The organism is Fictibacillus phosphorivorans (assembly GCF_007673525.1).
Lineage (GTDB): Bacteria > Bacillota > Bacilli > Bacillales > Fictibacillaceae > Fictibacillus > Fictibacillus phosphorivorans_C.
The window spans coordinates 751,062-767,142 of record NZ_VDZU01000001.1 but is presented as its reverse complement, the minus strand read 5'-3'; the positions used below and the strand labels follow the sequence as shown (position 1 = coordinate 767,142).

At 41.8% G+C, this 16,081-nt stretch carries 14 protein-coding genes; 4 read left to right on the top strand and 10 right to left on the bottom strand.

Annotated elements, in window-relative coordinates; genetic code table 11:
- The first annotated feature begins 30 nt into the window (after positions 1-30).
- Positions 31-1,275: a helix-turn-helix domain-containing protein gene (locus FS458_RS03575; RefSeq protein WP_144697901.1), complete on the top strand. Its 1,245-nt coding sequence runs from the start codon at positions 31-33 to the stop codon at positions 1,273-1,275.
- Positions 1,276-1,321: 46 nt separating this feature from the next.
- Here the strand turns inward: FS458_RS03575 and tatC are convergent, their stop codons facing one another.
- The 3 genes from tatC to FS458_RS03560 form a co-directional block, all read right to left on the bottom strand.
- A complete protein-coding gene (gene tatC / locus FS458_RS03570) occupies positions 1,322-2,086 on the bottom strand; it encodes a twin-arginine translocase subunit TatC (protein WP_144703257.1) in 765 nt (254 codons plus the stop codon).
- 293 nt (positions 2,087-2,379) lie between these two features.
- Complete coding sequence (gene tatA / locus FS458_RS03565) at positions 2,380-2,565, bottom strand: twin-arginine translocase TatA/TatE family subunit (protein WP_066245439.1); 186 nt, start codon at positions 2,563-2,565, stop codon at positions 2,380-2,382.
- Positions 2,566-2,620: 55 nt separating this feature from the next.
- Positions 2,621-4,252: a PhoX family protein gene (locus FS458_RS03560; protein ID WP_144697899.1), complete on the bottom strand. Its 1,632-nt coding sequence runs from the start codon at positions 4,250-4,252 to the stop codon at positions 2,621-2,623.
- 351 nt (positions 4,253-4,603) lie between these two features.
- On the opposite strand from FS458_RS03560, the gene FS458_RS20540 reads away from it, so the two are divergent.
- The gene (locus FS458_RS20540; RefSeq protein ID WP_186320433.1) at positions 4,604-4,756 is read left to right on the top strand and encodes a hypothetical protein; all 153 of its coding nucleotides are present in this window, start codon (positions 4,604-4,606) and stop codon (positions 4,754-4,756) included.
- 291 nt (positions 4,757-5,047) lie between these two features.
- Here the strand turns inward: FS458_RS20540 and prfB are convergent.
- A protein-coding gene (gene prfB, locus FS458_RS03550; RefSeq protein WP_260858322.1) for a peptide chain release factor 2 occupies positions 5,048-6,146 on the bottom strand; the annotation gives its coding sequence in 2 pieces (ribosomal slippage) (positions 5,048-6,082 and positions 6,084-6,146; 1,098 coding nt in all).
- 132 nt (positions 6,147-6,278) lie between these two features.
- A complete protein-coding gene (secA, locus tag FS458_RS03545; RefSeq protein ID WP_144697895.1) occupies positions 6,279-8,798 on the bottom strand; it encodes a preprotein translocase subunit SecA in 2,520 nt (839 codons plus the stop codon).
- 212 nt (positions 8,799-9,010) lie between these two features.
- Between secA and FS458_RS03540 the strand changes: the two genes are divergently transcribed.
- The gene (locus FS458_RS03540) at positions 9,011-9,634 is read left to right on the top strand and encodes a hypothetical protein (protein ID WP_144697893.1); all 624 of its coding nucleotides are present in this window, start codon (positions 9,011-9,013) and stop codon (positions 9,632-9,634) included.
- Positions 9,635-10,014: 380 nt separating this feature from the next.
- Here the strand turns inward: FS458_RS03540 and FS458_RS03535 are convergent, their stop codons facing one another.
- Entirely contained in the window at positions 10,015-11,643 is a 1,629-nt protein-coding gene (locus FS458_RS03535; RefSeq protein ID WP_186320432.1) for a long-chain fatty acid--CoA ligase, read from the bottom strand.
- Between the two features lie 225 nt (positions 11,644-11,868).
- Between FS458_RS03535 and FS458_RS03530 the strand changes: the two genes are divergently transcribed.
- Positions 11,869-13,731, top strand: coding sequence for a dihydroorotate dehydrogenase (locus FS458_RS03530; protein WP_144697891.1), 1,863 nt, complete (start codon positions 11,869-11,871; stop codon positions 13,729-13,731).
- Between the two features lie 20 nt (positions 13,732-13,751).
- Here FS458_RS03530 and FS458_RS03525 read toward each other — a convergent pair whose 3' ends face one another.
- The 4 genes from FS458_RS03525 to FS458_RS03510 form a co-directional block, all read right to left on the bottom strand.
- A complete protein-coding gene (locus tag FS458_RS03525) occupies positions 13,752-14,234 on the bottom strand; it encodes a DinB family protein (RefSeq protein ID WP_144697889.1) in 483 nt (160 codons plus the stop codon).
- Between the two features lie 163 nt (positions 14,235-14,397).
- Positions 14,398-14,952 carry a ribosome hibernation-promoting factor, HPF/YfiA family gene (gene hpf / locus FS458_RS03520; RefSeq protein WP_144697887.1) on the bottom strand — a complete coding sequence of 185 codons (555 nt, stop codon included), beginning with the start codon at positions 14,950-14,952 and terminating at the stop codon, positions 14,398-14,400.
- A 421-nt stretch (positions 14,953-15,373) separates the two neighbouring features.
- Complete coding sequence (gene cspC / locus FS458_RS03515; RefSeq protein WP_066397937.1) at positions 15,374-15,574, bottom strand: cold shock protein CspC; 201 nt, start codon at positions 15,572-15,574, stop codon at positions 15,374-15,376.
- A 240-nt stretch (positions 15,575-15,814) separates the two neighbouring features.
- Positions 15,815-16,012, bottom strand: a complete 198-nt coding sequence (locus tag FS458_RS03510; protein ID WP_066245425.1) for a cold shock domain-containing protein — start codon at positions 16,010-16,012, stop codon at positions 15,815-15,817.
- Positions 16,013-16,081 lie beyond the last annotated feature (69 nt).

Here is a 16,081-nt window from a genome sequence, read left to right as displayed (position 1 = left end):
AATTTCTTAATACAGATAGGGGGTCATCTCATGCTTGAAGGAAAAATCATAAAATTCTATCGTGAGCTTAAAAATATGACACAAAAAGAGCTTGGAGACGGAATTTGTTCAGGGACACATGTGAGTAAGATCGAGCGAGGACTGACTGAGGTTTCCGACGAAACGATCCAGTTTTTAGCGGACCGACTACAGATCGATATTCAAAATGAGATGAATTTGTACAGAAACGTGGAACTTCTCTTAAGAAAGTGGGAAGAAGCAATCATCATGAAGCTGGATGTCAAAACAGAAACTATCAAAAAGCAACTCGAACAGATTCCTTTGTTGCAGATTCCAGATTTTTATCGCACTCACACCCTTTTGTTAACACGCTATTACATACTTACCGAACAAAGAAAAAAGACAGAAACCCTTCTTCAAGAGATGGAAAAGTGGACTGAACTCTCACATCGTGAACAGAGTATGCTTGTGCATATTAAAGGAATCTACGGACTTCAAATGAAACATGATTACTACGAAGCGATCGATCTCTTGAAACAGGTAGACCCTACCTACTACAACAACCCGGAATATTATTATCATATGGCTGTCGCGTATCACTCTACCAATTCACGTGTGCTATCCTATTATTACGCTAGCAAAGCACTTAGTTTTTTTGAAAAATCGCACTGCTACGCTCGAGTGATTGAAACCGAAATGCTCATGCTCATTCAAATCGAACAAGAGCCAACTAGTGGACCTCAGAACGAAAAATATATAGAACTGATCGAGATGTGCGAGAACTTCGGCTTGGAAAAACAAAAAGCGCTTCTTCTTCACAACTTTGGCTATCATTCGATCCTTCATGGCCATTTTGAAGATGCGTGTCAGTACTACAAAGAATCGATGCAGTTAAAAGATCCTAGCACTTCTAACTACTTAGGCTCTCTCGAAGGGTATGTGAACGCCGCAACTCTTTTAGGAAAAGAACCTGCCACAAACATACTTAAACTTGCCGAAAAAGGGTTGAAAACAGCAAGAGAGAACAGAAGCACAACCTTTGTTCACTTCTTTCAAATGCATATCTATCGATTGAAAAAGCAAGACGACGAATATTATCACTACCTCGAAACAGAATTGTATCCACATCTTAAAAAGCTAGGTTATGTCTTACCTGCTGAACACTATGAGATCATTCTGTTTGATTTTTATAATAAAAATGGCGATGCTGGACGTGCAAATGAATATGCCAAGTACATTGCGGACAAGAACCGACGTACGAATCAGTTTGTTTAAAAAGTACATAAAGAAAGGAAGCCATAGCGGGCTTCCTTTTTGTCTTTTATGAAGGGCGTCTCATCTGAACGACCTTGTTTTCTTCTTCCATGGCGAGCTGTTCTTTCGCGAGCTTCTTCTTATAGATCACGCGTGACAACATGATGCTGATCTCATAGAGGACAAGTAATGGAATGACGACTAGGAAATCTGATACTAAGTCTGGCGGTGTGATCAAGACAGCAACGACAACAAGTCCGAAATACGAGACTTTTCTAGCTTTTGTTAGCACGTGTGGATTTAAGATACCAAGCGACGTTAGGAACATAACCACTAACGGAATCTCAAACAAAAAGCCGAACGGAAGTGTCAGATTCATCATGAACTTAAAGTATTTTTCTGAGGTGAAGAATGTTTGGAAATGCCCTTCCGATAAGCTCAACAAGAAATTTAGCACCATAGGATAAACGATAAAATAACCGAACGCTAAACCGAGTACAAATAAGAAAAATAGTGCTGGAATGTAAGACAGTGTGACTTTCTGCTCTCTTTTACTCAGTGCCGGTTTGATGAACATCCACGTTTGATGCGCGGCAACCGGAATGGTGAACGCGATCGCGATGACACCGGATATCATAAAATACACCCATAAAATCTCGCTTGGTCCAAGAACAGCAAGCTGCTGATCAAGATCTCGAATCAGCCAGTCATAAATCGGCTGAACGTAGAAAAAAGAAACGGAAAGTACCGTTATGAATACGGCGAGCGTGATAATGATCCGTTTTCTTAGCTCACCAAGGTGTTCAACGAAGTACATCTCTTCAGCTTTCATCATCATACAGCCTCCTTTCTATTAATAGCGGTTCATTTTGGTTTTGTTGTGCCGTGTTTGAACTTTAGATTCATGTGCTTTGGAGTTCAATCCAAAAGTTTTGGCCTTCAATCCACGAGTTTGGGTGTTCAATCCAGAAGTTTGGGCCTTCAATCCACGAGTTTAGGTGTACAATCCACAAGTTTTGACTCCCAATCCACAAGTTCCGGCTCCCAATCCACGAGTATAAAATCGCTACTGGTATGAAGAAAAAAGATGCGGACTCTAACCGCGCCCGCATCTTCCATTTTTCTTTATTTTGACTGCGGCTTTTCTTCTTTTTCATCAGAAGACATGAGGTCTTTCGCTGAGTTCTTGAACTCGCGAAGCGTGCTTCCGAATGCTCGTCCGATCTCTGGCAGTTTAGATGGCCCGAAAATGATAAGCGCAATGATTAAGATCAAGATCAGTCCTGGTACTCCGATGTTTGTGAAACCCATGTAGATCGCCTCCTCAAATTTTGGTGATCATTTGTTACCTTCTTGTCTCAAAAAATTAAAACTTGAAACCAGTAATGGCTACAACAGATGGACGCGGTGTGTTTCCACCTCGTACTTGCGGCCACGTGCTTGTTGGATTTGCTTTATCTTTCGTTTCTTCACCAGGGTGCTGCACACTTAGGAACAATGTTTTTTCGTTCGGTGTGAAAGATGGTCCTGTTAACTCTGCTTCTTTTGGAGCAGATGCAAACTGGAACGCCTCTCCTTTGTCACGGCCGATCGTAGGTATCATGAACATGCCGTTGTTACCAAAGCTTGTCCACGCACCAGAATTCAGCTTGCTTGATGAAATGTCCGTCACAGTCCATAGGTTTGCGTTTGAATCGAACGTTAGGTTGTCAGGTGCACTGAATCCACTTTGACGACCGCCTGCTGCAAAGATCTCAAATTCAAAGCTCTCTGCACCGTGATCTTCGTCTTTTTCAAAAAAGCGTGTGATGTGGCCATGAATGTTGCCGTGTTTGTCGTTATTCGTGTGTGCGATGAATACTGTACCATCAAGTGGTGAAATTTCCACATCCTCTGGACGATCTGTCGGTGTCGCACCTAGAAGGATTGCAGCATCATGTGCGTTAACCACTACATCACCTTGTGTTTGGAACTTTTCTAAAAGCTCAGCTTTCCCTGCTGCTTTTTCACGAACAGCTTCGATCGTTAAAGGAAGCCATTTGCCGTTTGCAAGATCTGCGGCATAAAGTGTTCCTTCTTCTAAAAGCTTGCTGTTGTCTTTTCCTTTAGCAGGAGCGTACTTGCCTTTACTCACAAACTTGTACACACAAGCATCCTTTTTGTCATCCCCCATATAAACAACGACTCGTCCGTCGTTCGAGATTCCAACGCTTGCATTCTCATGGTTGAAGCGTCCAAGAGCCGTGTGCTTTCTTACTTTAAAGTTCGGATTAAAAGGATCTACTTCGATCACCCAACCATAATGCGTTTGATCGAGATTAGCTGCTTTTGAAGTATCTTCGAAATTTTCTTCACACGATAATACGGTGTTCCATGGTGTACGTCCGCCAGAACAGTTTGCAAACGTTCCTTGTGCCGTAGTTGCACCGTTTACTGCTGCCGTACCTTTTGCCGGGCCAGTTAGTGCGAAAGGCGTTAGTCCTGTTACACGTCGTGCGTAAATCGAATTTTTATCCATTACCCACTTGCCGTTCTTCACTTTCACTTCAATAATAGAACCGCCTTGATTGTAAAGCATCTTTTCAATCTGAGCAGAAGTATACTTGTCGTTTACTTTTTCGCCTTCTACATATAATGGATTCGTGTACTCATGATTTACCCATAGCAAACCATGTTCACTGGATTTGTCGATTGGAAAATACATCGTAAAATCATTGTTGAATCCGAACGTGTCACCTTTTTTATTAATTACATCACCATAAGATGCAATCACTTCATATTTATATCCTTTTGGAAGAACAAGATCATCTTTGTCCGTTGGTGCGATCGGGTGAAACTTAAATCCTTTTTTACGAGGTTTCATGCGCATCAAGCTATCTGATTGAGCGTTAGCTGTATCTGATAAAGCTCCTAATCCTGTCGTAGCTGCAGCAAGTGCCGTTGCGCCTGTACCCAAATATGTTAAAAAGGTTCTTCTATCCAATGGCTTCTTTTCCATGTCATTTCCCCCTAGACCTATAAAATTGATGTTGCATCTATAAGAATACTGTCGAAATGTTAAGCCACTATGTAGAGGATTTAAACAAACGTTTAAGAATTTTTTGTTTTTTATAAAGTTACGATGTTTGCCGACATAAAATGAATATGGCTAACGATAGAGTCAGAAGGAATTGATAATTACCTCATCAAACCTTTTAACAGGTGAAGATTTCTGTTATAGAAAATATAAGTTGGGAAAATAGGGCAATTTCCTTTATACTAAAGAAGACAGATGTCCATGTTTTTTCCCAATATACATTCCGATTTAGATAGGTATAATTAACTAGAGAGCTTTATTAGGAGTGAAGCCATGCGAATAGAAGTGGGGAGTTTCGTCATTTATAACGGCCAGGAGTATCAAGTCGTTTGGATTTATGACAATGGAAACGTGGAGATTGTAACAGATGGACAACATAGAAAGATCGAGCTCGTACAAGAGGGAGATCTCACACACATACGATAAAAAAACTTCCGGAAGCAAATAGCCCGGAAGTTTTGTTTTTGTATCATTATTTTAGTTTGTGTTTTTGTTAGCTTGTTATTTGAAGCTTGCTTGTAACTTAAAGTTTTTTGTTTAGCACCCTCGACAAGTTGAACGGAGCGGAAGGTGCGCAGACTCCTGCGGGACAAGCGGTCAGGTGAGACACTTAAAGGCGCAAAGCGGCAAGTGGCTCACCGCCTGCCCCGCGGAAAGCGAAGCACCTGGAGCGCAGATCAACTCTTTTAAACATCGAAGCCTAATCAAAATGGTTTTTTACAACTTAGAACGCAAATAAGAATCAATAAACGGCGTGATCTCGCCATCCATCACAGACTGCACATTACCAACCTCAGTATTCGTCCGGTGATCCTTCACAAGACTATAAGGATGGAAAACATAAGAGCGAATCTGACTCCCCCATCCGATCTCTTTTTGCTCACCACGAATTTCATTCAACTGTGCCTGCTGCTCTTCCAAACGACGCTGCACCAGCTTCGCCATCATCATCTTCATCGCGCGTTCACGGTTCTTGATCTGCGAACGTTCCGTTTGACACGAAACGACTGTGTTCGTTGGAATATGTGTCATACGAACTGCAGAGTCAGTCGTGTTAACGTGCTGACCACCTGCTCCTGACGCACGATACGTATCGATCTTAAGGTCCTCTGTACGGATCTCGATCTCTGTATCATCGGTGATCTCAGGCATCACTTCACACGAAACGAATGACGTGTGACGACGGCCTGATGAATCGAACGGTGAAATACGAACAAGACGGTGAACCCCTTTTTCGGCCTTCAAATAGCCATAAGCATTATGTCCTTTAATGCTCAGTGTTACAGATTTCACCCCTGCTTCATCACCTGGCAAGTAATCGAGCGTTTCTACTTTATACCCTTGGCGCTCTGCATAACGCGTGTACATACGAAGCAGCATGGACGCCCAGTCTTGAGACTCTGTACCACCCGCACCTGGGTGAAGTTCTAAAATCGCGTTGTTTTTATCATACGGTTCGTTCAATAAAAGCTGAAGCTCAAAATCATTCAGCTTCGTGATTAAGGATTTCAGATCTTTTACAAGTTCTTTCTGAAGATCTTCATCCGCTTCTTCTTTTACAAGCTCGTGTGCGATCTCTAGATCTTCATAAGCGGAAGCAAGTTCTTCAAACTCGTTCACTTGTTCTTTTAATCCGTTCGCTTCATTAATCACGACTTGTGCGGCGTTTTGATCATCCCAAAAAGTTGGTGCACTCATCTCTTCATCTAGTTCTGCGATACGTACTTTCTTCGTATCGAGGTCAAAGAGACCCCCTAAAGTCGTTGATACGTTTTTCAATAACGTTTAATTCCTGTTTTACTTCTACTAAATCCATAGTCTTTGCACCTCATCTTATAATTGTTCCATCTTTAAAATATGCGAACGCTGTTAAAATTAACCCTTTTTCACGTCTGCTTACAAGCGCAAAGAGAGCCTATAAAAAGACTCTCTTCTCTCACGCAACTTTCTATTCTTGTTCAGCTCCGTGACATTGCTTGTATTTCTTTCCGCTTCCGCATGGACAAGGATCATTACGCTTGATGTCTTGTGCTTTACGAACCGGTTTCTTCTTTTTCGCTGTATCTTGTTTATCGCTCGGAACAACGGCTTTCCCTTCAGCCACTTGTTCACGCTGCATGTTTTGCTCGATCTGCGATTTTAAGATATAAGTTGTAACTTCCTCTTCGATTGCAGCAACCATCGCTTCAAACATCTCGAAGCCTTCAAACTGGTATTCACGCAACGGATCGTTCTGACCATACGCACGCAGGTGAATACCTTGACGAAGCTGTTCCATCTGGTCGATGTGATCCATCCACTTGCTGTCAACTGAACGTAAGATTACTGCTTTTTCGAACTCAGCGATCTGTTCAGCAGGAAGCTGTGTTTCTTTTTCAGCAAACGCTGCATGTACTTTCGCTTGAATCTTCTCGATGATCTCTTCACGATCAAGACCGAATAGATCTTTTTCTGTAAACGTCGGCTCTGTGAACATAACTGCATTCACATAATCCGTGATCTCTTTCGTGTTCCACTCTTCTTGAACTTCCGCTTCTGGTGTATGAACCGTCACGATTCGCTCAAGTGTAGAATCGATCATGCGAAGAACGATATCACTTAAGTTCTCAGCATCTAGCACTTCTTGACGCTGTGCATAGATGATCTCACGCTGTTGGCGCATAACATCGTCATATTGTAAAAGCTGTTTACGAGCATCAAAGTTCGATCCCTCTACACGTTTTTGTGCAGATTCAACGGCTTTTGTAACCATTTTAGATTCGATCGGCGTCTCTTCATCCATGCCAAGACGCTCCATCATCGTCATTAAGTTGTCAGAACCGAATCGACGCATCAATTCATCTTCCATCGAGATGTAGAAACGAGATGAACCCGGGTCTCCTTGACGACCCGCACGACCACGCAACTGGTTATCGATACGGCGTGATTCGTGACGCTCAGTACCTAGGATGTGCAGTCCGCCAACTTCAAGAACTCCTTCACCAAGCTTGATATCCGTACCACGACCAGCCATGTTCGTTGCGATCGTAACCATGCCAAGCTGACCCGCATTTTCGATGATCTCCGCTTCACGCTCATGGTTTTTCGCGTTCAACACGTTATGCTTGATCTTACGCTTCGTTAAAAGCTGTGAAAGTAGTTCAGAGGTTTCAACGGCAACCGTACCCACAAGGATCGGCTGTCCTGTTTTATGACGCTCTTCGATTTCAGCAGCAATCGCTTTGAACTTGCCTTGCATCGTTTTATAAATAAGATCTGCTCTGTCATCACGCGCGATCGGACGGTTCGTCGGAATACAGATAACATCCATGTTGTAGATGTTGCGGAATTCTTCTTCTTCCGTTTTCGCCGTACCCGTCATACCAGCAAGCTTATTGTACATACGGAAGTAGTTTTGGAACGTAATCGTCGCGAGTGTCATGCTCTCACGCTGAATCTCCAAACCTTCCTTCGCTTCGATCGCTTGGTGAAGTCCATCGCTGTAACGACGACCAGCCATCAAACGTCCCGTGAATGGGTCAACGATAACGATCTCGCCGTCTTGAACGACATAATCCACATCACGCTGCATGATGATGTTCGCTTTTAACGCTTGGTTAATATGGTGATTCAGTGTTACGTGCTGATAATCATATAAGTTATCGATCGAGAACATCTGCTCCGCTCTGTTGATACCTTCTTCAGAAAGCTGAACGTTCTTCGTCTTTTCATCTACTGTATAATCTGTTTCTTTTTTCAGCTGACGCACGAACATGTTAGCCATCTGATAAAGTTGCGTTGATTTTTGGGCAGAACCTGAAATGATGAGCGGTGTACGCGCTTCATCAATTAAAATGGAGTCAACCTCATCGACGATCGCATAGTTACGGCGCTGAACCATCTGCTCTTTATAAACAACCATGTTGTCACGCAGATAATCGAAGCCGAACTCATTGTTCGTACCATATGTGATATCTGCTGCATACGCATCACGTTTCTCTTCCTTTGAGAGGTCAGATACGTTCAATCCAACACTTAAACCTAAGAAATTGTATAGCGGCGCCATGATCTCAGAGTCACGACGAGCCAAATATTCATTGACTGTAACAACGTGAGTACCTTTGCCATCTAGTGCGTTCAAATAAATAGGCATTGTCGCAACTAACGTTTTACCTTCACCGGTTTTCATCTCTGCAATGTTACCTTCATGAAGCGCAACCGCACCCATAATCTGTACAGGATAATGACGCATGTTTAATACACGAGCTGACGCTTCACGCACAGTCGCAAACGCTTCAGGGAGAAGGTCATCCAGAGATTCCCCTTTTTCGATACGGCTCTTGAACTCAGCCGTTTTGTTCGCCAAAGCTTCATCATTTAAAGCCTTAAACTCTTCAGCTAACGTTTCCACTTTTTCCGCAATTCTCTCGTATCTATTCAACGTTCGGTCATTGGAACTTGGAAAAATCTTTTTCAAAATGCTAATCATCCGAATAACGCTCCCTGTTCTCGAAAATTATATACCACTTCTATTCTACCAGTTTGTGAAACGAGCCACAAGAAATCCCAAATCTTTTCATCGGAATTGTAGCATTCATCGTAAAGAAACTTCCTATATATGTGAAAAATTTGACACTTTCATAGAGACTGACGCACTAAATTTTGGTAAAATAATATAAAGATGGATGGGGGAGGTTCTGAATGGAAAACACAGATCTAGACAGGACAGATAACGCTGGGCAAGTACAAAAAGCGCAGCTGCAGCAAAATAAGCAGCGAAGTGAAAAAAGCAAAACGATCATTCTCACCCTCGTTCTCAGCTTCTTCATCATCGGCGGCCTTGGCACATGGGGATATTATTCACTGTTTGGTCCTAATTCTGCGGCGAGTGTAGATGCACCGTCTGATGAGGAATTAACGGAGGCAGAAAAATCAAGCGGTACCGCTCTCTTCAAGCCGACCATAGAAGTTCCAAAAACCGAGATCCAAAGACGAATCAATGTGATTCATGAATTTTGGAACGGTGAGCTCGGCTATGATAAATGGTCGAAATACAACATAGACACACATACACCGGTATTAAAAGATATTGAAATTGATATACGAAATAAAATTCTGCCCTATGTTGCGGGTCCACTAAAGGCAGATGTTGAGAATGCGCTTAGCAAGATTGAGAAAAGTATGAGTTCTGAGAGTGTAGAGCCATTAAAAGGCGTTCACCGCATTTTTCACGATCTCGATATGTCGTTGAACGACTATAAAGCTAGTGATTATTGGGACGTAACGGAAACAGGTAAATGGATTGAGAAAGAAATAGAAGAGTAGGTAGATTGGGCACTGTTCTCGTGGTTTGCAGAGGGTGGTGTTTTTTTTGTACCGTTAATGAGGGGATATTGAGTCATTTGAGTGTTGATTCGGTATGAAGGATTCAGGAGATACATAGTGCGCTTTGTCGAACTTTACATAAATAATTTTATCCGTGAAATTATCGCTGTTATACGTGAATATATTGCAATTTACCGTGAATAAAAAGCAGCTATCTGTGAATATATTTTATGATGTATTTTTGAGGTAGACATAATGACTTTGTGTCCAGCAGATACATACTTTTTTCCTATAGCTCACAAATTTATAGGCGATTATTCTCTTCCCCTTCGCAAAAAAAAGAACTTCTCAAACTTTTGAGAAGTTCTCTGCATACATTTTTACGATTTCGCGGTCGTCATATAATGGTCTTTCAACTGATCACGCAACGTCCGCTTTAAAAACTTACCAACCGACGTTTTCGGGATCTCATCCATGAACACGATATCGTCTGGAATCCACCATTTTGCAAACTGCGGCCTCAAAAACTCAACAATATCTTCTTTTGGCACTTTTCCTTTTGCCTCAGGCTTCAACACGACACATGCGAGTGGTCGCTCCTGCCATTCAGGGTGAGGCACCGCGATAACGGACGCTTCAAAAACATCTGGAAACGCCATGATCGCATTCTCTAGATCAACGGATGATATCCACTCACCACCGCTCTTGATGAGATCCTTCGTCCGGTCGACGATCTTCACGAATCCTTCTTCATCTACCGTAACCACATCCCCGGTATGAAGCCATCCATCGTTGAACGTACCTTCTGTTCGATCATCGTTATAATATTCATCCGCGATCCAGTTCGAACGCAGCAAGAGCTCGCCCATCTCGTGGCCGTCCCACTTCACTTCCCCGTTCGCACCGATTACTTTCATCTCAACACCTTGCACGACATAACCTTGTTTCGCTTTGTAATCAAATTTCGTTTCTTCGTCCAAATCTGCTTGATAGGTTTTCAGTCGCGTTGCGATTACAAGTGGACTCGTTTCTGTCATTCCATAAGCATGCATGAACGGAATATTATGTTTTTCCTCGAACGTTTTTATCATCCCTTTTGGTGCAGCAGATCCTCCGCAAATAACCGCTCGAAGACTAGAAGTATCATAACTATTCTGTTCGAGTTCTTGAAGAAGCCCCATCCAAATCGTTGGTACACCTGCAGCAAAGGTTACTTTTTCCATCTCAATCAGTTCCGCTAAAAGCTGTGGCGTGAATCGCGGTCCAGGCATCACTTGCTTCGAACCGAACCAGGTTGCCGCATACGGAAGTCCCCAAGCATTTACGTGGAACATCGGTACAACTGGCATAAGAACATCACTTTCTGATACAGAACCGCCATCGGCAAGTCCTAGTGACATCGAATGTAGTACGGTCGAGCGGTGCGTGTACGTTACGCCTTTTGGATTTCCTGTCGTTGCCGATGTATAGCACATCCCGACTGGATCGTTCTCATTGACATCCTGCGGAAATTCGTAAACCGGATCACCAGCTTCTACTAGTTTTTCATAATGATAGAGAGGCTGAAGTGGCGATTGCGGTAGCTCGTCTTCATCGGTCATCAATATAAACGCTTTTACATTAGGAATATGGTCTTTAAGTGCTTCAACAAGAGGCAGGATATCCTGATCTACGAACAAGATCTGGTCATCGGCGTGATTGATAATGTATGCAATATGCTGAGGGGAAAGTCGGATATTGATCGTGTGAAGAACAGCTTCAACACCTGGGATGGCGAAATAAGCTTCTAGATGACGGTGGTGGTTCCATGCAAGTGTTCCAACCCGCTCACCTTTTTGAATACCAAGGCGCTTTAGCGCGCTCGAAAGCCTGCGTGTTCGTTCACCGATCTCCCGGTAATTGAATTTCCTGATTCCAGACATCGTACGGCTCGTTACTTCCTTTTTCGCAAAATACCGCTCCGCATGCTCTAGCATACTCGTAACTCGAAAAGGCACATTCATCATCATAACTACTTCTCCTCCTTAAATAGTAAACATAGTCATTAGTGTAAGCGTTTTCTTGTTACTCACTAGTTCCCCTTACCTACTTCAAAATCCTGCTGTTAAAACAGATTCCTCAGAACAAAACGCAGAAAAACACGAAAAATATTTTTCGTTTGAAAAAAGTTTGAAATATCATCCAGTTTTTGCGATACACTTATTAAAAAACGGCATAAAAAGGAGTGTTTACTTATGCCTGATTGGTCTTATCATACTTGTTTCAAGCCACTTCTGTTTCGCATGAAATCAGAAAGAAGCCGCGATCTCACCTTACATACGATGAACACCCTCGCCAAACTGCCGTTTGGAGATAAAATCATACAATTCTTCGGTCATATGCAGCCAAGTAAAGAATTAGAGAGGATGGTTGCTGGGATCACCTTTCCTTCACCTGTTGGGATTAGTGGTGCATTAGACACTCATCTGAATGGGACTCAAGCATTCACCAACCTTGGCTTTGGTTTTATTGAAGTAGGACCGATTACCGCTTTGCCGCAGAAAACAAAAAAGCCTATTTTACGAGATGTTGCAAAAGAAAAATTTTCGTATGAAAACCTTCATGACAATTTAGGTTTGGATGCAACTATAGTAAAACTTCAATCTATGAAGAATGCGACAATCCCACTGGGGATAACGATCAAGGGAGAATCACTGCAAGAATACGAAAAGCTTGTTCAAAGACTCGATGAAAATGCGGCTTTCTTTGTTATCGATGTGAAAGGTATTTCTTTTTTGGAGGAAATTCGGGAATCTACATTAAAACCCCTTCTGTTGGAACTTACTCATCAAAAAGTGAAGTCTGTTACGGAAGATGTTGCTGTAGACGGTTTTATCATTCGAGAAGGAATTGAAAGTGATGAAGGCATTGAACTCGGACAAATGGAAATGCATCATCTAAAAGAAAGTATTCAACAGCTCTTACCTTATAACAAGCCCATCATTGCTTCTGGTGGCGTCCATGAACCGAGTGATGCGATGGAACTTTTTCATGAAGGCGCATCTCTCATACAGCTTCATAGCGGATTTGTTTATTCCGGACCAGGTCTTCCGAAGCGCATCAACGAACGAATTTTGTATGAACAACAGCCTATTTCTAAACCCGCTGAACAAACAGGTTGGATCTCCTTTTTCCTGATGGGACTTGGCGTATTCATCGCAGGCATCATCGCTTTAATCATCGGACTAACAGAAGTTCTTCTAGCGTATGATGAACAATATTTAGGCATACAAAAAGAAGAGATTCAAAGGTTCAGTCATCACCTGTTTCATTTCATGTCTCATGACCGGATTTGTCTGGCAGGTGTTATGATTTCGGCAGGTTTCATGTTCATGCAGCTTTCGTATCACGGGATTCGAAAAGGGGAACATTTGGCAAAAAAGGCATATTTGATTGCTGCAGCTCTTGGTTTCTTAAACATCTTTTATTTTATGGGCTTCGGCTATTTTGACAAGCTTCACTTTATCTATTATTTAATCATCCTTCCCTTTTTCCTTTATGGGCTTTATCAATCTCGAAAGCTCACTACGGGATCAAAAGGGTTGAATCTCTATAACACGTTATCTTGGAAAAGAAGTCAGCTTGGGCAGAGCTTATTTATCGTATCAGGTATGTGCTTGCTCTCTGCGGGAATCGTGATTTCCATCATCGGAATGAACGGAGTTTTTGTAAAAGAAGACTTAATGTTCTTCGCACTTACACCTGAACAAATCACTGCGTTCAACGATAAGTTAATTCCGTTAATCGCACACGATCGTGCTGGATTTGGCGGTGCTTTGATCTCAGAAGGATTTTTATTGTTAACCATAGCGTTATGGGGATATCGTGAAGGAGCAAAATGGGTGTGGTGGACACTGGCACTCGGTGGTTTGCCAGGATTTCTAACAGGCGTTGGCACACATTTTATGATTGGGTACGACAACCACTTTCATCTTTCACCCGCTTATTTATTGTTTGTCTTTTATTTCGTAGGATTGGTTTATTCGTATGGTTATTTAAATCGCAGTGGTGAAACTCAGTTGAGAAATGTTTCTGTATGGAAAGACGAAAAAGTGTAGACGTGGAGTCTGCACTTTTTTCATTTTGCTTGTGTTTGTTTTTGTAGGTGAATCGCTTTTTTTATAGCGAGGATCGTTCCTAAATGAAGACCTTCATGATAAAACGTGCGGGGCAGCACTTCTGCAAATGTATTCATACCTAGTTCAGTTGGTTCATCTAATTCTTGATGTAGTCGATGACCAAATTGCTCCCCAATCACTTGAACCTGCTCCATCAGACGGTGACTAAGTTCTTGAAGAGTTGGGGGCGTCTGCTGCCAATTCTCTGGCTTCGTTCCATAACCGAATAACTCTCGATAATGAATCGGTGCTGGATTATCTTCACGGATCTTATGATACAGCCAATCGTACTGATCCAAAAAAATATGCCCCAAGTTCCAGCGAATGTTGTTGTTAAACCCCTCAGGAATAAAATCTGCTTCCTCTTCAGTGAGTCCTTCTACAGTGCTTATGGTGTTATGACGAAACGCTGCGAGTTGTTTTAACAGGATATCGTTTTTCATGGTTAGCGGCTCCTTCACTTTGAAAATATCGGCAAGAATGCAGTTTTATCGGCGAGATTCAGAATTTATCGGCAAAAATTCAATTTTATCGGCAACCTTACTTCCAAAAATTTAAAACACACCCCAAAAGTGTCATGGGGTGTGTAGTCTAGTTTTGTATATGTTAGTTCGTTCCTGCAATCAGGCCATATTTGCCGTCTTTACGTCTGTACACGACGTTCATCTCACCAGATTCAGCATTGTTATAAACGAAGAAATTATGGCCGAGTAATCCCATTTGGAGAATGGCTTCCTCTGTGTCCATTGGTTTCAGATCGAATCGCTTTTCACGTACGATTTCGAAATCGTCCTCTTCCTCTAACAGTGCCGTTGATACGCCTTCTGTACCGTTAGCAAACATATGCTTTGTGCCTTCAGCATTTCTAAATTTACGGTTTACTTTTGTTTTGTGCTTTCGAATTTGACGCTCTAATTTTTCTACCACCAAATCAATCGCAGCGTATAAATCCAAATGACGTTCCTCTGCACGAAGCAGCAGGCCCTTCATCGGTATCGTAACCTCAATGGATTGTTCATTGTTGTACACCTTTAGATTGACGTGTACTTCAGAATTTGGAGTTTCGTTAAAGTATTTTGTGAGTTTCGTCACCTTTTTCTCAACGTAAGCCCTAATGGCTTCAGTCACCTCGATGTTTTCTCCACGAATGTTAAAATGCATAACTTAACTCCTCCTTTCGGTGATGTATATATATTTCGATATACCCCAAAAGAATTCCTCCGTAACATTTAAAATATTTTGACAATATTTTTACACTGTCGACAAATTCTTTACAATGCTGACAAACCTTATACTACCGGGGAAAAATACATTCTGTACTCTTTCAAATATTTTTTTCTTTGAGAAGATCAACGTATTGCTTATATTTACCAATGTAGATTTGAAGGAAAAATAAATTTCACTTACATTCTTTTAGTTTCAAACTATGTGGTATACTAGGAATTAACCTTTTAAGCTTTAAACTTTTTACAAAACCTGTTCCATCCCCCTACTCGATCCTTGAGTGGGGTTTTTTTTATGTATTTTTTTAGACAAACAAAAAAACAGGCTCTAAAGAGAACCTGTTTTGGTATAACGAAGCTTATGCTTTTTGAACGTTAGCAGCTTGAGCGCCACGAGCACCTTGCTCAACTTCGAAAGTTACTTTTTGACCTTCGTCTAAAGATTTGAAACCATCAGATTGGATAGCTGAGAAATGTACGAATACATCGTCTCCGTTTTCGCGCTCGATGAATCCGAAACCTTTTTCTGCGTTAAACCATTTTACTGTACCTTGTTCCATGTTTGTTGCCTCCTAGTGCGTTACCACACGATATATTGCTACTCTTGCCCAAAGTATTGCTAAAGAAGAAAAGTCGAAACTCATACAATCTTTTACGCCGAACAAAAATAATCTATAACCATCATAACAGTGATTGCGAAATGATGCAAACTAATCATTCATAATATGAAATATTTTCTAGAAATAAAAACCCGCCTGCGGTAACAGACGGGATTAAAAGTATGGTCATAGTGCCTTGAATTATAGTTTAGTTACGTTTGCCGCTTGAGGCCCACGAGCTCCATCTACAATATCAAACTCGACTTGCTGACCTTCGTCAAGGCTTTTGAATCCGTCAGTGTTGATTGCAGAGAAGTGTACGAACACATCGTCTCCGTCTTCGCGCTCAATAAATCCAAAACCTTTTTCTGCGTTAAACCATTTTACTTTTCCTAACATGCCTTTCACAATCCCTTCATCATGCGAATCTTTGTATAGATCTTCTATACACTTTATAGTATGACATAT